The sequence below is a fragment of the Streptosporangium nondiastaticum genome, from assembly GCF_003011965.1.
GTDB classification, from domain to species: Bacteria; Actinomycetota; Actinomycetes; order Streptomycetales; family Streptomycetaceae; genus Streptomyces; species Streptomyces nondiastaticus.
In genome coordinates this window covers 79,661-99,980 of record NZ_PXWG01000005.1, presented here as the reverse complement: position 1 = coordinate 99,980, position 20,320 = coordinate 79,661, and the positions used below count along the sequence as shown (strand labels likewise).

At 73.6% G+C, this 20,320-nt stretch carries 19 protein-coding genes and 1 tRNA gene; 10 read left to right on the top strand and 10 right to left on the bottom strand.

Features of this window, described 5'->3' with window-relative positions; all coding sequences use genetic code 11:
* Window positions 1-3: 3 nt before the first annotated feature.
* Complete coding sequence (locus tag B7P34_RS04355; protein WP_106674427.1) at window positions 4-330, bottom strand: UBP-type zinc finger domain-containing protein; 327 nt, start codon at window positions 328-330, stop codon at window positions 4-6.
* Between the two features lie 75 nt (window positions 331-405).
* Here B7P34_RS04355 and B7P34_RS04350 point away from each other — a divergent pair, with 75 nt between their 5' ends.
* From B7P34_RS04350 to B7P34_RS04340, 3 genes are all read left to right on the top strand, one after another.
* Window positions 406-2,094, top strand: a complete 1,689-nt coding sequence (locus B7P34_RS04350; RefSeq protein ID WP_106674426.1) for a bifunctional 3'-5' exonuclease/DNA polymerase — start codon at window positions 406-408, stop codon at window positions 2,092-2,094.
* A gap of 256 nt (window positions 2,095-2,350) precedes the next feature.
* The gene (locus tag B7P34_RS04345) at window positions 2,351-3,379 is read left to right on the top strand and encodes a rod shape-determining protein (RefSeq protein WP_106674425.1); all 1,029 of its coding nucleotides are present in this window, start codon (window positions 2,351-2,353) and stop codon (window positions 3,377-3,379) included.
* Between the two features lie 106 nt (window positions 3,380-3,485).
* Window positions 3,486-3,941, top strand: a complete 456-nt coding sequence (locus tag B7P34_RS04340; RefSeq protein WP_030367324.1) for a tellurite resistance TerB family protein — start codon at window positions 3,486-3,488, stop codon at window positions 3,939-3,941.
* 25 nt (window positions 3,942-3,966) lie between these two features.
* Here B7P34_RS04340 and B7P34_RS04335 read toward each other — a convergent pair whose 3' ends face one another.
* Complete coding sequence (locus B7P34_RS04335; protein WP_106674424.1) at window positions 3,967-5,040, bottom strand: type III polyketide synthase; 1,074 nt, start codon at window positions 5,038-5,040, stop codon at window positions 3,967-3,969.
* A gap of 128 nt (window positions 5,041-5,168) precedes the next feature.
* Window positions 5,169-6,590 carry a cytochrome P450 gene (locus B7P34_RS04330; protein WP_223267489.1) on the bottom strand — a complete coding sequence of 474 codons (1,422 nt, stop codon included), beginning with the start codon at window positions 6,588-6,590 and terminating at the stop codon, window positions 5,169-5,171.
* Window positions 6,591-7,031: 441 nt separating this feature from the next.
* On the opposite strand from B7P34_RS04330, the gene B7P34_RS04325 reads away from it, so the two are divergent.
* From B7P34_RS04325 to B7P34_RS04310, 4 genes are read left to right on the top strand one after another with little or no spacing between them, the layout of a single operon-like run.
* Window positions 7,032-7,217, top strand: a complete 186-nt coding sequence (locus B7P34_RS04325) for a hypothetical protein (protein WP_030367321.1) — start codon at window positions 7,032-7,034, stop codon at window positions 7,215-7,217.
* The gene (locus tag B7P34_RS39265; RefSeq protein WP_106674423.1) at window positions 7,214-8,020 is read left to right on the top strand and encodes a hypothetical protein; all 807 of its coding nucleotides are present in this window, start codon (window positions 7,214-7,216) and stop codon (window positions 8,018-8,020) included. The genes B7P34_RS04325 and B7P34_RS39265 overlap by 4 nt, the downstream gene beginning before the upstream one ends.
* Window positions 8,017-8,964 carry a DUF6895 family protein gene (locus B7P34_RS04315; RefSeq protein WP_223267488.1) on the top strand — a complete coding sequence of 316 codons (948 nt, stop codon included), beginning with the start codon at window positions 8,017-8,019 and terminating at the stop codon, window positions 8,962-8,964. Before B7P34_RS39265 ends, B7P34_RS04315 begins: the two co-directional genes overlap by 4 nt.
* Window positions 8,961-10,061, top strand: a complete 1,101-nt coding sequence (locus B7P34_RS04310; RefSeq protein ID WP_223267487.1) for a serine hydrolase domain-containing protein — start codon at window positions 8,961-8,963, stop codon at window positions 10,059-10,061. The genes B7P34_RS04315 and B7P34_RS04310 overlap by 4 nt, the downstream gene beginning before the upstream one ends.
* Window positions 10,062-10,096: 35 nt before the next feature.
* On the opposite strand, the gene B7P34_RS04305 is transcribed toward B7P34_RS04310, so the two are convergent.
* The 5 genes from B7P34_RS04305 to B7P34_RS04285 all read right to left on the bottom strand — a co-directional run bounded on the left by B7P34_RS04305 (window position 10,097) and on the right by B7P34_RS04285 (window position 16,189).
* The gene (locus B7P34_RS04305) at window positions 10,097-11,008 is read right to left on the bottom strand and encodes a LysR family transcriptional regulator (protein ID WP_106674422.1); all 912 of its coding nucleotides are present in this window, start codon (window positions 11,006-11,008) and stop codon (window positions 10,097-10,099) included.
* A gap of 247 nt (window positions 11,009-11,255) precedes the next feature.
* A complete protein-coding gene (locus tag B7P34_RS04300; RefSeq protein ID WP_106674421.1) occupies window positions 11,256-12,860 on the bottom strand; it encodes a dipeptide ABC transporter ATP-binding protein in 1,605 nt (534 codons plus the stop codon).
* Complete coding sequence (locus B7P34_RS04295; protein WP_106674420.1) at window positions 12,857-13,723, bottom strand: ABC transporter permease; 867 nt, start codon at window positions 13,721-13,723, stop codon at window positions 12,857-12,859. Before B7P34_RS04295 ends, B7P34_RS04300 begins: the two co-directional genes overlap by 4 nt.
* Entirely contained in the window at window positions 13,723-14,664 is a 942-nt protein-coding gene (locus tag B7P34_RS04290; RefSeq protein WP_106674419.1) for an ABC transporter permease, read from the bottom strand. The genes B7P34_RS04295 and B7P34_RS04290 overlap by 1 nt, the downstream gene beginning before the upstream one ends.
* Before the next feature lie 13 nt (window positions 14,665-14,677).
* A complete protein-coding gene (locus B7P34_RS04285; RefSeq protein ID WP_106674418.1) occupies window positions 14,678-16,189 on the bottom strand; it encodes an ABC transporter substrate-binding protein in 1,512 nt (503 codons plus the stop codon).
* 387 nt (window positions 16,190-16,576) lie between these two features.
* Here B7P34_RS04285 and B7P34_RS04280 point away from each other — a divergent pair, with 387 nt between their 5' ends.
* A complete protein-coding gene (locus tag B7P34_RS04280) occupies window positions 16,577-17,587 on the top strand; it encodes a TauD/TfdA family dioxygenase (protein ID WP_106674417.1) in 1,011 nt (336 codons plus the stop codon).
* Here B7P34_RS04280 and B7P34_RS04275 read toward each other — a convergent pair.
* Both B7P34_RS04275 and B7P34_RS04270 read right to left on the bottom strand, forming a co-directional pair.
* Window positions 17,559-18,326, bottom strand: a complete 768-nt coding sequence (locus tag B7P34_RS04275; protein ID WP_189382435.1) for a 4'-phosphopantetheinyl transferase family protein — start codon at window positions 18,324-18,326, stop codon at window positions 17,559-17,561. The two genes, B7P34_RS04280 and B7P34_RS04275, sit on opposite strands and share 29 nt — an antisense overlap.
* Window positions 18,323-19,207, bottom strand: coding sequence for a metallophosphoesterase family protein (locus tag B7P34_RS04270; RefSeq protein ID WP_223267486.1), 885 nt, complete (start codon window positions 19,205-19,207; stop codon window positions 18,323-18,325). The genes B7P34_RS04275 and B7P34_RS04270 overlap by 4 nt, the downstream gene beginning before the upstream one ends.
* Before the next feature lie 226 nt (window positions 19,208-19,433).
* Between B7P34_RS04270 and B7P34_RS04265 the strand changes: the two genes are divergently transcribed.
* Both B7P34_RS04265 and B7P34_RS04260 read left to right on the top strand, forming a co-directional pair.
* Window positions 19,434-20,189 (top strand): thioesterase II family protein, encoded by a 756-nt coding sequence (locus B7P34_RS04265; RefSeq protein ID WP_106674414.1) that lies wholly within the window; start codon window positions 19,434-19,436, stop codon window positions 20,187-20,189.
* Window positions 20,190-20,231: 42 nt separating this feature from the next.
* Window positions 20,232-20,305 (top strand) — tRNA-Thr (locus tag B7P34_RS04260).
* Window positions 20,306-20,320 lie beyond the last annotated feature (15 nt).

Below are 20,320 nucleotides of genomic sequence, written 5' to 3'. Positions count from 1 at the left end.
GGTCTACGTCGGCACCAGCAGCAGCTCGTCCGCGTAGCACCACGCCCACTCCTCGCCCGGTTCGAAGGACCGGGCGAGGTCGTGTCCGGGCACGGTGCGCGCGTGGGCGCTCGCGTGCCGGTTCGGGGAGCTGTCGCAGCAGGCGACGTGGCCGCAGACCAGGCACTCGCGCAGGTGCACCCACGTGCCGCCCGTGCGCAGGCAGTCCTCGCAGCCCTCCGTCGTGCTCGGGGTGACCTCGGCGGCCGCCTCGTCCAGGTGGGTGCAGCCCTGCCGGGTCGGGCGGCCTTCCACGTCCGCGGCCACCTGCCAGTTTCCGTTTCCGGTCATACCCCCAACGTAGCCCGCGACCCGCAACCCCGCAGGTCACGGCGATTGTCAGTGCCTGCTGGCAGGATCTTTCCCGTGAGGCTGGCGGTGGCGGAGACGGGCGACGGGGGTGTCCGTCTCCGCCCCGTCGACCTCATGGGGGAGCCCGCCGGGCCGGTCGAGTCGGCGGGCAGCCTGGCCGAGGCGGTGCGGGCGCGGCCGGGGGTCGGGCGGTGGGTGTGGCGGTCCACCGCGCAGCACTATCCGCAGCTGCTCGCGGCGGGCCTGCGCGTCGAGCGGTGCTACGACGTGGAGGCCGCCGAGCACCTCCTCATCGGCCATGAGGAGGGCCAGTCCGGGCAGCCGCGGTCGCTCGCCGCGGCGTGGGCGCGGCTGCGCGGGCTGCCCGTGCCCGCCGATCCGCCGCCGCGCGCGGCCGGCGGGCAGCCGTCGCTGTTCGAGCCGGGGCCGGTGCCGCTGCCGCCGGGCGCGGATCCGCTCGACGCCCTGATCGAGGTGCACGCCGCCCAGCTCGCCCGGGCCCGGGCGAGCGAGCACCCCGGGCGGCTCCTGCTGCTCCTCGCCCTGGAGTCCGCGGGCGCGCTGGTCGCCGCCGAGCTGAACCGCGCCGGCCTGCCGTGGCGCGCCGACGCCCACCGCGCGCTCCTGGACGAGCTGCTCGGCGAGCACTTCCCGGGCGGTCTGGAGCCCCGGCGGCTGGCCGAGCTGGCGGAGGCCGTGTCCCGCGCCTTCAGCAGGGACGGCGAGGAGGTCCGCGTACGGCCGGATCTGCCCGCCGACATCGTCCGGGCCTTCGCCCGCCGGGGCATCGCCCTGTCCTCCACGCGGGCGTGGGAGCTCAAGGCCGTCGACCACCCGGCCGTGGAGCCCCTGCTGGAGTACAAGAAGCTGTACCGGCTGCACACCGCCCACGGCCGCTCCTGGCTGCAGACGTGGGTGCGCGAGGGCCGCTTCCGCGCCGAGTACGTGCCGAGCGGCTCCGTCTCCGGCCGCTGGACCACCAACGGCGGGGGCGCCCTGCAGATCCCCCGCGTCGTGCGCCGCGCCGTCGTCGCCGACCCGGGCTGGCGGCTCGTGGTCGCCGACGCCGATCAGATGGAGCCCCGCATCCTGGCCGCCGTCTCCCGCGACCCGGGCCTGATGGAGGCCGCGAGCGGCGAGCGCGACCTGTACGCGGCGCTGTCCGACCGGGCCTTCGCCGGCGACCGCGAGCGGGCCAAGCTCGCCCTGCTCGGCGCGATCTACGGCCAGACCTCCGGCGACGGCCTGAAGAACCTCGCCGACCTGCGCCGCCGCTTCCCGGCCGCCGTCGCCCTCGTGGACGACGCGGCGCGCGCGGGCGAGGAGGGCCGCCTCGTCCGCACCTGGCTCGGGCGCACGTGCCCGCCGGCTTCGACGGCCCTGCCCGACGAGGCCGGCATCCCCCAGGCCGCCGAGGAGGACGACCGGCCCGGCTACGGCAGCACCCCGGCCGGCCGCGCCCGCGGCCGTTTCACCCGCAACTTCGTCGTGCAGGGCAGCGCCGCGGACTGGGCCCTGGCCCTGCTCGCCGCCCTGCGCCAGGAGCTCGCCGGGCTCCGCGCCGAGCTCGTCTTCTTCCAGCACGACGAGGTCATCGTGCACTGCCCGGACGCCGAGGCGGCCGCCGTCACCGAGGCGATCCGCACCGCCTCGGCCCGCGCCGCGCACGTCGTCTTCGGCGAGACCCCGGTGCTGTTCCCGTTCACGACGGCCGTGGTGGAGTGCTACGGCGACGCGAAGTGATCCCGGACGGCACGGATCCCCTCCCGCCCTGACGGCACGGATCCCCTCCCGCCCTGACGGCACGGATCCCCGCCGGCCCGGACGGCACGGGCCCCCGCCAGCCCTGACGCCCCGTCACCCCACCTGCCGATCCCCTTCCCCCATGCGGCCCATTCCAGCGCGCGCCCCGGTCTCCCGCCGCGCACGATGGTCCCGGGGACGCCCGGCGGCAGCGGCCCCTCGTGCACCCGACCGCCGTTTCAGGGGAGGCCCTGCCATGACGTCCTTCAGCCTTGAGCAACTGCGCCGGTGCACCGTCGCCGTGGACCTCGGAGCCGCCCGCACCCGGGTCTACCTCCGCGACAACGGCCTGATCGTGGACGAGCCGAGCATCGCCGCGATCAACACCCGGACCGGCTCGCTGATCGCGGTCGGGCAGCTCGCCGAGGGCATGGCGGGGCGCACTCCCGCCCACATCAGCGTCGTCCGGCCGGTGTCCGGCGGCACGGTCGTCGACATCGAGATGGCCCAGCGGATGCTCCGCAGCCTCGTCAGCGACAAGGTGCGCCGCGCCTGGCGGCGCAAGCCGATGCTGCGCGCGGCGGTGTGCCTCCCGCACGACGCGGACCCGCTCGCCCGCCGCGCCGCCGTCGAGACCCTGATGGGCCTGGGGACGCGGCGCGTGGAGCTCGTGGACACCCTCATCGCCGCCGCGGTGGGCTGCGGGCTGCCCGTCGAGCAGCCCGAGGCGACGATGATCGTGGTGTGCGGGGCGGCGTCCACGCAGGTCGCCGTCCTGTCGCTGGGGGCGATCGTGGCGGCGGAGAAGGTGCTGGTCGGCGGCGACGCCATGGACTACGCCGTCGTGGAGCACCTGCGCAGCCGCCACGAGCTGATGCTGCCGACGCAGGGCCTGCACCCGCTGCACCGCGCGCTGGCCGCGGACCCCGTGCAGGAGAGCGCCGAGGTCCGCGGCCGGGACGTGGCGACGGGCCTGTCCCGTACGGTCCTGGTGAACACCAGCGAGGTCCGCGAGGTCATGCACACGCCGCTGACCGCCGTCCTGGACGCGATCGGTCGCGTGCTGCGCGCCTGCCCGCCGGACCTCGTGGCGGACCTGGTCGACCGCGGCGTGATGCTCGCGGGCGGCAGCGCGGTGCTGCCCGGCCTGGACCGGATGATCGAGGACGCCACGGGGATGACCGTACGGATCGCCGCCCATCCCGACGTGTGCGCGGTGCTCGGGCTCGGCGCGATGATGGAGGGCAAGGTGCAGCCGCTGCACCTGGATCCGCTGGCGTCGTAGAACTCGCCGCACTGCGCGGCACTTTGCCGCTTTGGGAACTTGCGTACCCCTCTCCCCCGTTCTCCCCGTACACCCCCGTTGTTATGTGTATGAGGAGAAACAGCAAATGGCGCTCTGGGACCGGCTCAAGGACTCCGCGACGGCGATGCAGGGCCAGCTGGTGGCGAAGAAGAACGACCTGAAGAGCGGCGCGTTCCGGGACGCGAGCATGGCCATGTGCGCGCTGGTGGCGGCCGCCGACGGTTCGATCGACGCCTCGGAGCGGCAGCGCGTCGCCTCGCTGATCGCCACCAACGAGGTGCTGCAGAACTTCCCGGCCGACGACCTGCAGGCCCGCTTCAACGACTACTGCCAGAAGCTCACGGCCGACTTCGACTTCGGCAAGGTCAGCGTGATGCAGACCATCGGCAAGGTGCAGAAGAAGCCGACCGAGGCCCGTGCGGTCATCCAGATCGGCATCGTCATCGGCGGCGCCGACGGCGACTTCGACAAGACCGAGCAGGCCGTCGTCCGCGAGGCGTGCTTCGCGCTGGGCATCAACCCGGCCGAGTTCGACCTCTGACGGACGCGGATCCGGGCGGCGGCGCTCAGGCGGGCTGCGGCATCGGACGCCCCGCCGTGGTCCACGTCCCCAGCGAGATCTCCGCGGTGATGCCGGGGCCGAAGCCGGCGATGATGCCCCGGGCGTCGTGCGGCGCGCCGCCGTCCTGCCAGAGGCGCTCCAGGGCGTCGAAGATGACGGCGCTCGCGATGTTGCCGCGCTCGGTGAGCGTGGCCCTGCTGTAGCGGAACCATTCGGGCGCGAGGTCGAGGTACTTGCACAGGTCGTCGAGGATCCTCGGCCCGCCCGCGTGGACGATGTAGAAGCCCAGGCCGGAGACGTCCCAGTCGTGGGGCTCGGCCATGTCGCGCATGGCGGGGGCGAGCATGGCCATCGTGCCGGGCACCCGTTTGTCCAGCAGGAAGTGGAAGCCGGTGTCGCGGACCGCGTAGGAGATCCAGCTCTCGGTGTCGGGCACGAGGTGGGAGCCGTTGCGCTCCAGGCGCACGCCCTCGCCGCCCTCGCCGCGCACCACGGCCGCGGCGAGGGCGTCGCCGAAGAGGCCGTTGGACAGGAGATTGCCGACGCCGAGGTCGGTGGGCTGGTAGAGCAGCGAACAGAACTCGCAGCAGACGATGAGGGCGTTGGCGCCGGGGTAGGCGGTGCAGAAGTCGTGCGCGCGGTTGATGGCCGCGCCGCCGGCCGCGCAGCCGAGCTGGGCGATCGGCAGCTGTCTGGTCGTCACCGGGAAGTCCATGTTGTTGATCAGCCAGGCCGTCATGGACGGCATCATGAATCCGGTGCACGAGGCGTAGACGATCAGGTCGATGTCGCGCGAGGTCAGCTGGGCGTTCTCCAGGGCCCGCCGGACGACGCCGGGGACGCGGGCCTTGGCCTCGGTCTCGTAGAGGTTGTTGCGCCAGGTGAAGCCGGGGTGCCTGAGGGTGTCCTCGATGGGCTGGAGGATGTGCCGGGTCTGCACTCCGGTGTTGCCGATCAGGCGCAGCGCCAGCGGCAGCTGAGGGTGGTCGGCGTGCAGCGTCCGGGCCAGGTGCAGGGTCTCCTCCATCGTGATGACGTGCTCGGGTACGGCGATGGCCGGTCGGCAGAGCGTAGCCATGACTGCCTCCTTACCAAGGGACTTACCGGTCCAGGGGACTGACCGGGGGACTTACCGGGCGACTGGGCGTCGCCCTCGTGCGGGCGGCGGGCCGGGCTCCCCCGTCGGGGAGCGCCGGACCCCTCGCACTACCAGGCCACGGGGAGGGCGAGCGGGAAACGCCAGATGGAGCCGGTGTTCCACCGCACTTCCTCCGCCGGGACGGCCAGGCGCAGTGCGGGAAAGCGTTCGAGCAGCGCGCCGATGGCGACCTGGAGCTCCATCCGGGCCAGCCGGGCGCCGAGGCAGTGGTGCGTGCCGTGGCCGAAGGTGAGGTGGGCGGGGGCGTCCTTCCGTTCGAGGTCCAGCTCGTCGGGGCGGTCGTAGACGAGCTCGTCGCGGTTGGCCGCGAGGTACGAGACGTGGACGGTTTCGCCCGCGCGGATGGTGACGCCGGCCAGCTCCACGTCCTCCGTGGCCTGGCGGGGGATTCCCACGCCCTGCCGGTAGGGGATGAAGCGCAGGAGCTCCTCGATGGCGGCCGGCAGCAGCTCGGGACGGGCGCGCAGCCGGGCCAGCTGCTCCGGGTGGGTGAGCAGGGTGTAGACGATGTTGCTGATCTGGTGGGCGCTGGTGTTGTGGCCGGTGACGAGCAGGAGCATGCCCATCACCGCGACCTCGCGGGCGTCCAGCGGCTCGCCGTCCTCGCGGACCGCGGCCAGGGCGCTGAGCAGGTCGCTCCCGGGATGCCGGCGGCGCGCGGCGGTCAACTCGGCGAAATAGGCGCGGAGTCCGGCCTTTCCCTCGGCGGCCGCGGCGCCGTCGGGGGTGCCGGGGGCCATCATCGCCGTCGCCCAGCGGCGCAGCGGGGCACGGTCGGGCTCGGGGACGTCGAGCAGCTCGAAGACCGTGTTGAGCGGGAGGGGGGCGGCCAGCCAGTCGGAGACGTCCGCGGGGGAGCCGTGGTCGGCCATGGCGTCGAGCAGGGCGCCGACCGTGCGCCGGGTGCGCGGGCGCAGCTCCTCGACCTGGCGGTCGCCGAACGCGGCGGCCACCAGGCCGCGCAGGCGGCTGTGGGCCGGCGGATCCATGAGGTTGATCGATTCGGCGTGGTCGACGAGGTCGGGCGTGACGCTCGGGAGGTCGCGGCCGATCAGGGCGGCGCGGCTGAAGCGGGGGTCGGAGGTGACGGCGCGGACGTGCTCGTGCCGGGTCACGAGCCAGGCCGTGTCGGCAGCCGGGCCGCCGGGGCCCGCGGAGCCGCCGGCACCGGCCGGGGCACCTGAGCTCCCCGGGACGCAGGCGCCCGATGCGCCGCGCGCGCCCGGAGCCGCCGTGCCGCCGGGACCGGAGCCTCCGAGGCCCGCTTCTCCGGCAGCCCCGGCCCCTGCGTGCCCGGGGCCTTCCGGACCGTCGGCGCCGGGCGCCACGGAATCCCCCGTGCCGTTCCTGCGGGGCATCGGGATGCGCGTGACCGGCGGCTCGCTCCGCAGCCGGGCCAGGAAGGGATCGAACTCCAGGGCCTCATCGTGGCGGAACGGACAGGTCCACACCGACTCGGAGGTGGTCATCGAAGACTCCCATCCCAAGGGCCCCGCCCCGGTGGCGTGCCAGCTTATTTTCAGACCATGCCGCACCAGTCACCCCGCCACACCCCAGCCTTCGCAGTTCACCCGAATGGTGGAAATTTCGGAGAATCACCCGTCGCATCCCCCACTTTTCCCTTCTTTCTCACCACTCCCCCGCGCTCTGCTCCGGCTCCCTCCCACGCGCCCCTGATTTCCCCCTGAGAGCCCCCGGCTCCCCCTCCCCGCCCCGCCGGACCCGGTTGAACCCGGTTGAACCCGTCCGAATGCGGCTGAACGCGGCTGAACGCGGCCGAACACAGTCCCCCGAGTGACCGGCGTGTCATGGGCCGGACTTCACGGAGAGCATGCTTAGCCTCATTTGTCCGACATCACTTATTAAGTGATGAGAAGTCAACCTGCATCGCCTTGAGGAGGCGCCGCACCATGCTCACCCAAGAAACCCTCCGACCCCTCGCGTCACCGGCCGGGCCGGACGCGATCGGTTCCCTGATGGTGGAGCCGGAAGCAGCCGTCAGCGGGGCTCCGCTGCCCGCGCCGGAGGCCGCGGGCTTCCTGCTCGCACTCCTCCTGCTGTCGCCCAAGGAGCCGAAGGAGCCGAAGGGCAAGTGAGTTCCCGTGCGGCCTACGCCGCGGCGGCCGACGAGCTGGCCTCCCGCGTCCTCCGCGCCCTCCGGGGCACGGAGGACGCGGGGGGCGCCGCCCTCGTGGCCCCGCACCTCGACAGCGCCCCCGGCGCCTCCGGCGCCCCGGACTTCCCCGACTCCCTCGACTCCCCCGGCTCCCTCGCGGCCCTCGCCGCCGTGCGGGTGATCGGCGCCGACACCTTCACCCCGCACGTCCTCACCGGCGCCCCCTTCCACGCCTCCGACGCGGCAGCCGTGGCGCGCGCCTTCGAGGCGTTCCCCGTGCCCGGCCACGGCCCCTCCGCGCCCCCCGACGAGCGCACCGCCGCCTGGCGCGACTGGGCCACCGCCCAGCTCCTGGCCCGTACGCGCGGCTACGCGGGCAACCCGGTGCCCGCCACGCTGCCCGAAACCCGCGACGACCTCACGGACACCACCGACTGGCAGCGTTGGTCCGTCCGGATGGCACAGCTTGCGCCGCTCGCCACTCCCGTCCTGGAAGGCCCCGTACGGGACGCCGCCCGCGACGCCGCCCTCCCCCTGAGCCGCGGGCTGACGCGCTCCGTGCTGCGCCGCGACTTCCCCACGGCCGTGCGCCTGCTGCGCTGGCTCGCCCTGCTCCGCCACGACGGCATCGCCCTGCCCCTGGAGCCCGGACCCGTCCTCGACCACATCCGGCTGCTCGGCGGCGCGGGCCCGCGGACCGCGCTCGACCTGGCCGTCGCCGCCCACCTGCTGACGGGCCGGACCGAAGACGCACCCACCGAGCCCACGGAGACGCCGGCATGACCCCTTCCGCTCCCGCCTCCGCCCCCGCCGCGATCCCCGCGCCCGTGGTCGCGGCCGCACGCGCCATGGCCGACCGCGCGCTGTCCTGGCTGCACGCCCACCGCGCGCTCGGCGCGCTCCCGCCCGGCACCACCGAGGAGCTCACCGACCCCGACGGCGTCTACAAGCCCCTGGGCGAGACCACGCTCGCCGCCTCCGTCATCCTCCGCGACGGCATGGCCGGCCCCGGTCAACTGGCCGCCGCGCAGAACCTGATGGACTTCACCTGGCTCCAGCTGCGCAAGGGCGACATGCTCTACGAACGCCAGCTGCGCCACACCCTGATGACCGACCCGCTGGAGATGTACGCGCACTTCGTGCGCTGCGGCTACCGTCACGCCGACATGGACCGGCTGCTGGCCCACCGCATCCGGCTGCGCTCGGTGCACAGCGTCGAGCTGCTGCCGAACCGCCGCCTCGCCGTGGCCAACGCCGCCCGCATCGCCGGCCTCGACCACGGCGAGGACTTCGAGGCCCTCGCCCGCGCCACCTGGCTGGGCGCCACCCCCGAGCCCTGGGCGATCAACTGGATCACCGCCTACGCGATGACCCACACCGTCTTCCACCTGACCGACTGGGGCGGCCGCCCCGAGGGCCTCCCCGCCGACCTCACCACGTACGTCCGCACCTGGCTGCCCGTGTGGATCGACATCTGGCGCGAGGTCCGGCAATGGGACCTCGTGGCCGAACTCCTCATCGTGGGCGCCTCCTTGTCCGAGCCCTACTGCAGGCCGGAGGACTGGGAGGCCATGGCCGCCCTGCAGCACGAGGACGGGCTGATGCCCGCCGACGGCGATCCCGTCGACGACGATCCCGTCCGCAGGTTCAAGGAACACCAGCACACCACCGTCGTGACCGCCGTGGCGGGCTCCATCGCCCTGGCCCGGGCGGCACGAGCGCGGTGACGAACCCCCTGGAGGCACCCCCGCTGACCGCCGCGGCGGCGGAAGCGACGGCCGCGGCGGAAGCCGCGGCCGAAGGCCTCACCACGCCGCCGCTGAACGCCCTGCTGCTGCCCCTGCCCGACGCGGCCCGCGGCGCGAGCGCCGTCGCGGTCGCCGCCGTGCGCGGCGACGAGCACATCGTCGTCTGCCGCGGGGCCGCCGAGGAGGACACCCGCTTCGAGACCGGGTCGCTCACCAAGACCTTCACCGCGCTGCTCCTCGCCGAGCTGGCCGCCCGCGGCGAGGTCCGCTACGACGACCCCCTCGACCGCTACCTCCCGGCCGGCGCCCGGCGCATCCCCGGCCCGCCCGTCACCCTCCTCCACCTCGCCACGCACACCGCGGGCCTGCCCCGGCTGCCCCCCGGGCTGCTCGCCCGTTCCGTCCGCACGGGATGGTTCCGCAACCCGTACGCCGCCTTCACCACGGACGACCTGCTGGCGGCCCTGCCCCGGACGCGCCTGCACCACCGCCCCGGCACCCACGTGCGCTACTCCAACTACGGCGTGGGCCTGCTCGGCCTCGCCCTGGCGCGCGCGGCCGGCGGCGAGCCGGGCGACTACCCGGCGCTGCTCGGCGAGCGCGTCCTGGACCCGCTCGGCCTGGCCGACACCGACTGCGACGCCACCCGCCCGCAGGTGGTCGGCCACTGGCACGGCCGGCCCCGGCCGCCCTGGCTCGTCCCCGGGCTGCCCGGCGCGGGCGCCCTGCGCTCCAGCGCGCGGGACCTGCTGCGCTGCCTGACGGCGCTGCTCCAGCCCGAGGCAGCCGCGCCGCCGAGCCTGCGCGTCGCCCTCACGGAGGTGCAGCGGCCCCGGCTGGCGCTACGGCGCTCGGGGCGCCGCCTGTGCCTCGTCTGGAACATGCGCATGCGCCCGGGCGGACCGCTCCTCCACCACTCCGGAGGCACCCGTGGCTGCACGGCCTTCGCCGGCTTCCTGCCGGGCTCACGCACGGGCGTAGTAGCCCTGGCCGACACGGCACCCGCCCCGGCGGGGGCCTTCGTCCAGGCGGCTTACGGGACGCTGTGCGGACTGGGGGGCGCGGGGAACGCATGACTGCGGGGCCTGCCCCCGGCTTCTGTGCGCCGGCGTCAGCCGGCCCCGGCCGTCACATGCCGTGTGACCGCCGCCGCGAACTCCCGCGCCGCGGGCGACAGCGCCGACCACTGGCGCGCGGCCCAGCCCACCTCCAGGCGCGGGATGCCCGTGACCGGTATCAGCCGGACCGCGCCCGACGGGCCCACGAGGCCCGGCATGGCGGGGATCAGGGCGTGGCCGAGGCCCAGTTCGGCCAGGAGCAGGGCCGTGTCCCAGTCCGTCGCCCGGGTGGTGGCGCGCGAGGAGAGGGCGACCGCGCCGAGCACGTCCTCGACCTGCCGGCCGGAGCTCGTCCCGGCGGGCGGCCGGATGAGGCGCGTACGGGCGAGATCGGCCGCGCCGAGCGCGCTCTCGGCGGCGAGCGGATCGCCGGGACGGACGGCCAGCACCCACTCCAGGCTGATGACCGGCCGCAGTTCGACGCCCTGCGCGCCGCAGACGCCGTGCGCGTCGGGGGCGACGGACACCCAGGCGAGGTCGACGGCCCCCGAGCGCAGGGCGTCGATGCAGCGGTGGCTGGAGCGCTCGGTGTGGAACTCCAGGCCGACGTCCGGGTACCGCCGGCTGTACTCCTCGATGGCCGCGCCCATCAGGTGCCGGATGGTGGTGGCGCCGGTGGCGATGAGGACGCCGCCGCCCCGGCCGGTGCGCAGCTCCTCCAGCGTGCGCAGGCCCTCGCCGAGGGCGGTGAGCCCGTCGGACGCGGCCCGCTGGAGGATCCGCCCGGCCTCCGTGGGCACCACTCCGCGTGGCTGACGCTCCATCAGCGGCAGTCCGACCTCCTTCTCCAGGCGCCGGACGTGCTGGCTGACGGCGGACTGACTGCAGTTCATCTCGCGGGCCACGGCACTGAGGTTGCGGGCCTCGCACACCATGACGAACACCTTCAGGTCATCTAGCGTCACCCGTCCACGATACAAGCTACGGCTTGGATGGATCGTGCCAAGTCATAGGATTGACTTGGTAGATGGGGTGCCGCCATGATCTAGATGAAAAGCGGCGGCAACCTGTCCGTGGCTTCCCACAGCAGCACAGAGCGTTCCGCTGTTGCGCATGCACAGCAGCGGACCGGGGCGTCGCTGCGGACAGGTGCCGACCAGGACCCCGCGGGCCCGGTCCCGGCCCCGGTGGCCCCGGCCCCGGTCCCGGTGCTCACCGCAGGACCGGCACGGCGTCCAGGAGCTGCCGCGTGTACGGATGCCCGGGGGCCTCCCACACCCGCTCGACCGGCCCCCGCTCCACGACCCGGCCCTCCCTCATCACCACCACCTCGTCGCACAGGTAGCGCACGACGCCCAGGTCGTGGGTGACGATGCACAGCGCCATGTCCCGCTCGGCGGTGACCCTGCTCAGGACGTCCAGGACCTGGGCCCGTACGGACACGTCCAGGGCGCTGACCGGCTCGTCGGCGAGGAGGACGGACGGGCGGGGGGCCAGGGCCCGCGCGATGGCGATGCGCTGCCGCTGCCCGCCGGAGAACTGGTGCGGGTAGCGCCCGGCCGCCTCCGCCGGCAGGCCCACGTCGGCGAGGAGCTCCGCCACGCGGTCCGCCGCCGCGGGCGAGCGGCGGTCCGGGAGCGGTTCGGCGACGATGTCCCGTACGCGCATCCGGGGGTCGAGGGAGCCCATGGGGTCCTGGAAGACCACTTGGAGGCCGCTGCCCGGCGCGCCGTCGCGCGGACCGTCCCCGGCCGCGTTCTCGACCGTTCCGGACGTCGGCCGGTCCAGCCCGGACAGCAGCCGCAGGAGCGTGGTCTTCCCCGAGCCCGACTCGCCGACCACCCCGACCCGGGCGCCCGCGCGCAGCTCCAGGTCCAGGTCCTCCAGCGCGGTGAAATGCGCGCGGGGGCCGAGGAGCCCGCGGCGGGGGCGGGCGTAGCGGCGGGTGAGGCCGCGGGCGCGGAGCAGCGTCCTCGGCTCGGCGGGGGCCGGGGGCCGCGGGGCCGGGACCGACAGGTCGGAGGCGCTCAGCAGGGCCTGTGTGTAGGGGTGTTCGGGCTGCCGCAGCACCTGCTCCACAGGCCCGCTCTCGACGATCCGCCCGTCGTGCATGACGAGGACGCGGTGGCAGACGGAGGCGACGAGCGCGAGGTCGTGGCTGATGTAGAGGACCGCGGTGCCGCGCTCGTCGGACACGCCCGTGATCAGGTCGACGATCTCCTTCTGGACGGTGACGTCCAGGGCGGTGGTCGGCTCGTCGCAGATCAGCAGGGCGGGGTCGTTGGCGAGGGCCCCGGCGAGGACCGCGCGCTGGCGCTGGCCGCCGGAGAGCTGGTGCGGGTAGGCGCGGGCGGCGCGGGCCGGGTCGGGCAGCCGCAGCCGGCCGAGGAGCTCCACGGCGGTGGCGCGGGCGGCGTCCCGGCCGGGGCGCTCGCTGCGGGGCCCGTGCAGCCGCAGCGCCTCGGCGACCTGGGCGCCGGTCCTCATCACGGGGTTGAGGGCCGTCATCGGCTCCTGGAAGACCATGCCGGCGAGCCGTCCCCGTACGGTCGACAGCTCGCGGTCGCCGGCGCCCAGCAGGTCGAAGGGGGCCCCGGCGAGGCGTGCGCTGCCGCCGGCCCTCAGGCCCTCGCCGAGGAGGCCCAGCAGGGCGAGCGCGGTGAGGGTCTTGCCGGAGCCGGACTCGCCGATGATGCCGACGCGCTCGCCCCGGCCGACGGTGAAGCCGACGCCCCGCACGAGCGGCGTGCCGCCCGCCTCCACGGTGAGGTCCTCGACCTCCAGCAGCGCACTGCTCCCAGGGCTCCCAGGGCTCACCGGACACCTTCCAGCGTGGGGTCGAAGCGGTCCCGCAGGCCGTCGCCGAGCAGGTTGAGCCCGAGGACGGCGGCGGCTACGGCGAGGCCGGGCCACAGGCACAGCTCGGGCCGGGAGAACAGCAGTTCCTGGGAGTCGAGCAGCATGCGGCCCCAGGACGGGGTGGGGGGCGGCGTGCCGAGGCCCAGGTACGACAGGGCGGCCTCGGCGAGCACGGCGGTCGCGAAGGCCACCGACGCCTGCACGATGACGACGTCGCGGATGTTCGGCAGGACGTGGCGCAGGGCGATGGCCGTACGGGTGCGCCCCGCGAGCCGCGCGGCGTCGACGTACTCGGCGGCCATGACGCGCAGCGTCGCGGCGCGGGCCACGCGCGCGAAGCCGGGGGCGGAGGCGACGCCGATGGCCACCATGGCGGTGAGCGTGCTCGTGCCGTAGACCGCCGCCAGCATGATGGCGAGCAGCAGGGCGGGGAAGGCCAGCAGGAAATCGCTCACTCTCATCAGCAGCGCGCTGAGCGGCCCGCCGGACATGCCCGCGGCGAGCCCCATGGGGACGCCGATGACGACGGCGAATCCGACGGCCACGACACCGACGAACACGGTCGTCCGCGCGCCGGTCATCAGCCGGCTGGCGACGTCCCGGCCGAACTGGTCGGTGCCCAGCACGTGTCCGCCGCCGGGCGGCAGCAGGCGCTGTGCCGCGTCCACGTGCGTGGGGTCGTAGGGCGTCCACAAGAGGGACAGCAGGGCGAGCGCAAGGACGAGAGTGACGAGGATTCCGCCCGCGGTAAGGGCGGGGCGGCGGGCGATGAAGGTCCCCCCGCGCCGTCCGGGCAGCGGGGAAGTACGGGAAGAGGGCATCAACGGCTCCGCAGGCGCGGGTCGAGCAGGTGGTAGAGCAGGTCGGTGACCACGTTGACGACGAGGACGGCCACCACCAGGACGATCACCACGCCCTGAACGACCAGCAGGTCGCGGTCGGCCACGGACTGCAGCAGCAGGTCGCCGAGGCCGGGGATGACGAAGACCCGCTCGACGACGACCGCGCCGACGAGCACGGTGGACAGCTGCAGCCCCAGGACGGTCAGCACGGGCACCGCGGCGTTGGGCAGCCCGTGCCGCCACAGGGCCGGCCACTGCCGGCGGCCCCTGGCGCGGGCCGTGCGCAGGAAGTCCTGGTGGAGGACGGTGAGGACGGCGGAGCGCACGTAGCGCGTGAGGACGGCCCCCTGGACGAGGCCGAGGGACAGGCACGGCAGCACGAGGTGCCGCGCCCAGGCGGCGGGATCCTCGGCCAGCGGGGTGTAGCCGCCCGCGGGCAGCGCGCCCGCCCGGACCGCGAAGACGTAGACGAGCAGGATGCCGGCGAGGAAGGCGGGGACGGCGATCCCCGCCTGGCTGACGGCCGACAGCACGGCGCCCGCGGGCCTGCGGTGCCAGGCGGCCGCGAGCACGCCGGCGGGCAGCGCGAAGAGGACGGCGACGGCCATGCCGCCGAGCGCCAGCCAGCAGGTGACGCCGAGCCGGTCGCCGATCCGCGGGCCGATGGCGTCGTGGCTGATGTACGAGACGCCGAAGTCGCCGTGCAGCAGGCCCTGTGCCCAGTCGGCGTACTGCACGACGAGCGGCCGGTCGGTGCCGAAGGAGTGGCGCAGCGCGGCCAGCTCCTGCGTGCCGGCGTTCGTCCCGAGGACGACCTCGGCCGGGTCGCCGGGCAGGACGGACAGGAAGGCGAACACGACGAAGCTGGCGATCACGGCGCTGACCAGCAGCGCCGCCGTTCTGCGCAGGAACACCCGCATGCCGGGACCGCTCCTAGTTCTTCTTCGTCCAGTGGACGCCCGTGAGGTCGAAGCCCTCGCCGACCTGGTTGACCGGCAGGCCCGCGACGCCCTTGTCGGCCACCATCAGGTTGGGCATGAGGTAGAGCCAGTCGGCCGCGGCGTCGTCGGAGAGCAGGCGGGCGGCGTCGCGGTAGCGGGCGGTCTCGTCCTCGGGCTTGCCGGAGTCGCCCTCCTTGAGGAGCTTCGCGTACTCGGGGTTGTCGTAACGGAAGTAGTAGCCGGGGTCGGCGAACGTCCACAGGTCGCGCGGTTCGGTGTGGGCGATGACGGAGAGGTCGTAGTCGGCCTTGTTGTAGACCTCGGACAGCCAGCGCGCGGGGAATTCCAGGGGCTCGATCTCCGCCTTCAGCCCGACCTGGCCGAGCTGGGACACGACGACCTGGGCCGCCGACATCGCGTACGGCATGTTGGGCACCCGGAACTTCACGGTCCGCCCCTCGGCGCCCGCGTCCTTCAGCAGCTGCCGCGCCTTGTCCGGGTCGTACGGATAGCGGCCGGTGAGGTCCTCGTACCAGGGGTCGGTGGGGCTGGCCATGGTGCCGATGAGCTTGCCGTGGCCGGCCCGGGAGGTCTCGACGAGCGCCTTGTGGTCGATGGCGTACCGCACGGCCTGCCGGACGCGCTTGTCCTTGAACGGCTCGCGGGAGTTGTTCATCGACAGGACGACCTCGCCGGTGGAGGAGCCCTCGATGACCTGGAAGCGGTTGGTGTCGGAGAAGCGGGACAGCGACTCGGGGGCCTGCACCGTGCCGACGACGTCGATGCCCCCGGTGAGCATGGCGTTGTTCATCGCCCCGGCGTCCTTGAAGTACTTCAGGGTGACCTTGGACAGGGCGGGCGCGGTGCCCCAGTAGGAGGCGTTGCGGTCGAGGACGATGCGGTCGCCGCGGCGGCGCTCGGCCAGCTTGAAGGGGCCGGTGCCCACGGGGTGGGCGGCGAGGTCGCTCACTCCCGTCCGGCTGAACATGGCGCCGATGCGGGTGGTCATGGCGTAGAGCCAGCCGTTGCTCGGGCGGTTCAGGGTGACTCTGACCGTGTGGTCGTCGGTCTTCTCCGCCTTGTCGACCACGTCCATTTGACGGGCGGTCTTCAGCTTCCAGTCCTTCTTCACCCGGTCGATGGAGAACACCGCGTCGTCGGCGGTGAACTCGGCGCCGTTGGTGAACTTCACGCCCTTACGGAGGTGGAAGGTGTAGGTCCGGCCGTCGTCGGAGCGTTCGTAGCGCTCGGCGAGCAGGGGCTGGACCTTCCCCTGCTGGTCGACGCGGACCAAACCCTCGTAGATGCTGCCCAGGGTGGCCTGGGGAACGGCCGCGCCGTCGGTGGTGGTGAAGTCGAGGCTCGCGGGCTCGGCGATGAGGCCCACGGAGAGGGAGTCGGCGGAGGCCGGGCCGGAGGAGGAGCCGCCGCCGGAGCCGCACGCGGCCGCGAGGGTGCCGGCTAACAGGGCACAGCCGGCCGCGCGGGCGGAACGTCGCAGCACTGACCCTGACCTGACGGTTGACTTGGCCACTGTGTCTCCGTGTCTCTGCGTCTGCCCGTACGTCTATCCGTGCATGTGTCCGTACATCTGTCTGCGCGTCCGTCTACGCAGCTGCCCGCGCATCTGTCCGCGCGTCCGTCGCGCGTCCCCGTGCCGCTGCGTCCCCGTGTCGCCGTGTCCTCCCGGAAACTAACCACCGGCGCGCGTTCCACACCATGGATGCGGGAGCGAAGGTGATCGAGTTCACGCACAATCACGACACCAATCACGACACTCCGCCTCCGCCGTCGCACCGTCACCAACTCCATTGACCGTGCGCGGACTTCGAATCATGATCGATGTGCCGCACAACTGCCGCGTGCTCAGCGAATCCCGAGTGGAGTCCGTATGCCTGCACCGTCCGCCGATGCCATCCTCACCGAGCCCGTCACCGGGCCGTCCGCCTGGACGGCCGCCGACTTCACGGGCGAAAGCGACTGGGTGGTCACCCTCACGCCCGGGGAAATCGACGACCTGGAAAAGGCGCTCGCGGCGGCGAAAGCGCGCGGGATCCCGCTCGAACAGCTCACCGTCGAGGACTTTCCGCTGCCCGTCCTCGGAAAGGTCTTCGAAACGGCCGTCCACGAGCTGGAGTTCGGGCGCGGATTCACGCTCCTGCGCGGACTGCCGGTGGAGCGCTGGACCCTGGAGGAGGCCCGCCTGGCGTACTGGGGCATCGCGCTGCACCTCGGCACGCCCGTCTCCCAGAACGCCGCCGGGGAGCTGATCGCCCACGTCAGGGACTACGGCGAGGGCGAGGTCACCGAATCCGCCACCCGCGCCTACCGGACCCGCTCCGAGCTGCCCTTCCACACCGACAGCTCCGACATCGTGGGCCTGCTCTGCCTGCGCCAGGCGGGCGAGGGCGGCATCAGCACCCTCGCCAGCTCCATGACCGTCCACAACCACCTCCTCGCCCACCACCGCGAGCTGCTCGGCCTGTACTACCGGGGATTCGTCTACGACCGGCGCCTGGAAGAGGGATCGGACGAGCTCCCGTACTACCGGAACGCGGTGTACGGGTATTTCCACGGGAAGTTGAGCTGCCGCTTCTACATGACGCACTACATCGACTCGGCCGTGCCGAAGTCCGGAATCCCGCTGAGCGGAATCGAGCGCCACGCGCTGCAGCTCTTCCAGGACATCGCGGGAATGGACGAGCACCGCGTCGAGATGACCCTGCGCGCCGGCGACCTCCAGCTGCTGAACAACAACGTCGTCGTCCACGGCCGCTCCGCCTTCCGCGACGAGCCGGGCCGCCGCCGCGACCTGCTGCGGCTGTGGCTCAACACCCGCTACGCCCGCCAGCTGCCAGAGGACTTCGCCGCGTTCAGGCGGGGGATGCCGCGGACCCGCTGACGGGCGCCGGCGGCTCGCCCCGAGGATCCGGGACCGTGACGGGGGCGGGAACGGCGGCGGGAAGGGCGATGGCCGTGAGCACGAAGCCGCTGCCCACGGCCCACCGGCCGGTGAACCCGCCCAGGCGGACGCCGCCCACGACCGGCCCCGGCACCAGCAGCCGCGCGGAGAACGTCCCGGCACCGGGACCGGCGTCCGGCTCCGCCTCCTCGAAGTCCAGCTCCGCCTCCTCGAAGTCCAGCTCCTGCCCGGTCAGCGGATACCAGGTCTTGAAGACGCTCTCCTTGGCGCTGAACAGGAGGCGGTCCCAGTGCACGCCGGGGCGGAGCGCGGTGAGTGAGCGGATCCGGGCGCGCTCCCCGGGCAGCGACACGACGTCCAGGACGCCGTCCGGGAGCGGACCGTTCGGCTCGGCGTCGATGCCGACCGAGGCGAGCGCGCCGGAGCGGGCCACGACGGCCGCCCGGTAGCCGTCGCAGTGCGTCATGCTGCCGACGACCCCGGACGGCCACTGCGGGGCCCCTCGGCGGTTGGGCACGAGGGGGACGGGCGGGAACCCCAGCCGGCCCAGGGCCGCGCGCGCACAGGCCCGTACGGCCGCGAACTCTTCCTTCCGCTTGGGGACGGCGCGGGCGACGACCGCGGCCTCCTCGGGGTGGAGGAAGTCCCCGGCCGCCGGCGGCGGACTGCCGAGGCTCTCTTCCGCGACGGCCTCCGCGGGCAGGATCCGCTCGATCACGAGACCCGCCCCTCCGCGCCCTCGCCGGCCGGCCGCGGCAGGATCACCCGCAGCGGCTCGCGCGGCGGCCGGGGCTGCCACTCGCGCGGGTAGCCCACGGAGACCTCCTCGAAGCGCACCCCGTCGTGCCAGGTGACGCGGGGGATGTGCAGGTGGCCGTAGACCGCGGCGGCCGCGCGGAAGCGGGTGTGCCAGTCGGCGGTCAGCTCCGTGCCGCACCACTGCGCGAAGTCGGGATACCGCAGGATCCTGGTGGGCTCGCGGACCAGCGGGAAGTGGTTGACCAGGACGGTCCGGTGCGCGGGGTCGACGGCGGCCAGGCGGCGCTCCGTGTACTCCACGCGGGCGCGGCACCACGCGTCGCGGGACGGGTACGGGTCGGGGTGCAGGAAGTGCTCGTCGGCGCAGACGATCCCGGCCTCGTAGGCGCGGCGCAGCGACTCCTCCTTGGTGTGCGCGCCGGGCACGCGGAAGGTGTAGTCGTAGAGCACGAAGAGCGGGGCCACGGCGACCGGGCCGCCCTCGCCGTGCCACACGGGGTACGGGTCCTCGGGGGTGTCGACGCCGAGGCTGCGGCACAGCTCCACGAGGTGCAGGTAACGCTTCTCGCCGCGCAGGTCGACCGGGTCGTGGGGGTGGGTCCACAGCTCGTGGTTCCCGGGCGACCAGATCACCTTGGCGAATCGCTCGGCGAGCAGGCGCAGCGTCCATTCGATGTCCGCGTACTGCTCGCCGACATCGCCGGCCACGATGAGCCAGTCGGCGTCGCTGCGCGGCCGCAGCGTTTCCACGAGCGCGCGGTTCTCCTTGTACGCGACGTGCAGATCGCTGACGGCCAGCAGATTTCCGCCGGTTGCCGTACCGGTCGTTGTGTTGGGCACTCCTGTGTCCTTCTCGCCGATTCCCCTGGAATTCCCCGGGCTCCCCGGGAATCCCCCGTCCAAACCGGAACAGCCGTGTGTTCCAGCGCACTTCGAGCCGGCACCACGCATGTCTGCACCCTGCAAGGAACCTAATACGCGCGGGGCGCCGGAAGGAACCCCCGGCCGTTCCGGGCCCTCCGGCGTATCCTGCCCGGGACCCGAAGCCCGAAGGGAAACCGGCACGATGGACGACAAGAAGTGGATCCGCCGATTCCATCCGGCGGACGAGGCACCGGTCCGCCTGGCCTGCCTGCCGCACGCCGGAGGGTCGGCCAGCTATTACTTCCCCCTGTCGAAGGCGCTCTCCCCTGAGATAGAGGTCCTCGCGGTCCAGTACCCCGGCCGCCAGGACCGGCGCGCCGACCCCTGCGTCGAGGACCTCGCCGAACTCGCCGACCGCACCGCCGAGGCCCTGGCCCCCGCGACCGACCGCCCCCTGGCCCTCTTCGGCCACAGCATGGGCGCGACCCTCGCCTACGAGGTCGCCCTGCGCCTGGAGGAGCGGGGCACGGCCCCCGTCGCCCTCTTCGTCTCCGGCCGCCGCGCCCCCTCCCGGCACCGTGAGGAGAGCGTGCACCGGCGCAGTGACGAGGGTCTCGTCGAGGAGCTCCGCAGGCTCAGCGGCACGGACGCCCAGATGCTGGAGGACCCGGACATCCTCCAGCTGGTCCTGCCGCCACTGCGCGCCGACTACCGCGCCATCGAGACCTACCGCGCCCGCCCCGGCCTCCGCGTGACCTGCCCCGTCCACGCCCTGACCGGCGACGCGGACCCCAGGGCCACCCTCGACGAGGTCCAGGACTGGCAGCACCACACCACCGGCACCTTCACGGTCGACGTCTTCCCCGGCGGCCACTTCTACCTGGGCGACCGGCAGCCGGAGATCGCCAAGATCATCTCGTCGGCGCTCGTGTACGGAGCACCCCTCGGAAGTGTGTAGACTTGGCCGCGCTGCTGAAGCCGGTGAGGCAAAAGCAGCACTGCCGCCTTAGCTCAGTTGGCCAGAGCAACGCACTCGTAATGCGTAGGTCTCGGGTTCGAATCCCGAAGGCGGCTCCGATGAGGCCCAGG

Bases quoted from the DNA above. Each gene is read 5' to 3' on its own strand.
- B7P34_RS04355 (WP_106674427.1), bottom strand. From the start codon at position 330: ATGACCGGAAACGGAAACTGGCAGGTGGCCGCGGACGTGGAAGGCCGC.
- B7P34_RS04345 (WP_106674425.1), top strand. From the start codon at position 2,351: ATGACGTCCTTCAGCCTTGAGCAACTGCGCCGGTGCACCGTCGCCGTG.
- B7P34_RS04340 (WP_030367324.1), top strand. From the start codon at position 3,486: ATGGCGCTCTGGGACCGGCTCAAGGACTCCGCGACGGCGATGCAGGGC.
- B7P34_RS04335 (WP_106674424.1), bottom strand. From the start codon at position 5,040: ATGGCTACGCTCTGCCGACCGGCCATCGCCGTACCCGAGCACGTCATC.
- B7P34_RS04330 (WP_223267489.1), bottom strand. From the start codon at position 6,590: ATGACCACCTCCGAGTCGGTGTGGACCTGTCCGTTCCGCCACGATGAG.
- B7P34_RS04325 (WP_030367321.1), top strand. From the start codon at position 7,032: ATGCTCACCCAAGAAACCCTCCGACCCCTCGCGTCACCGGCCGGGCCG.
- B7P34_RS04315 (WP_223267488.1), top strand. From the start codon at position 8,017: ATGACCCCTTCCGCTCCCGCCTCCGCCCCCGCCGCGATCCCCGCGCCC.
- B7P34_RS04295 (WP_106674420.1), bottom strand. From the start codon at position 13,723: ATGCCCTCTTCCCGTACTTCCCCGCTGCCCGGACGGCGCGGGGGGACC.
- B7P34_RS04290 (WP_106674419.1), bottom strand. From the start codon at position 14,664: ATGCGGGTGTTCCTGCGCAGAACGGCGGCGCTGCTGGTCAGCGCCGTG.
- B7P34_RS04280 (WP_106674417.1), top strand. From the start codon at position 16,577: ATGCCTGCACCGTCCGCCGATGCCATCCTCACCGAGCCCGTCACCGGG.
- B7P34_RS04265 (WP_106674414.1), top strand. From the start codon at position 19,434: ATGGACGACAAGAAGTGGATCCGCCGATTCCATCCGGCGGACGAGGCA.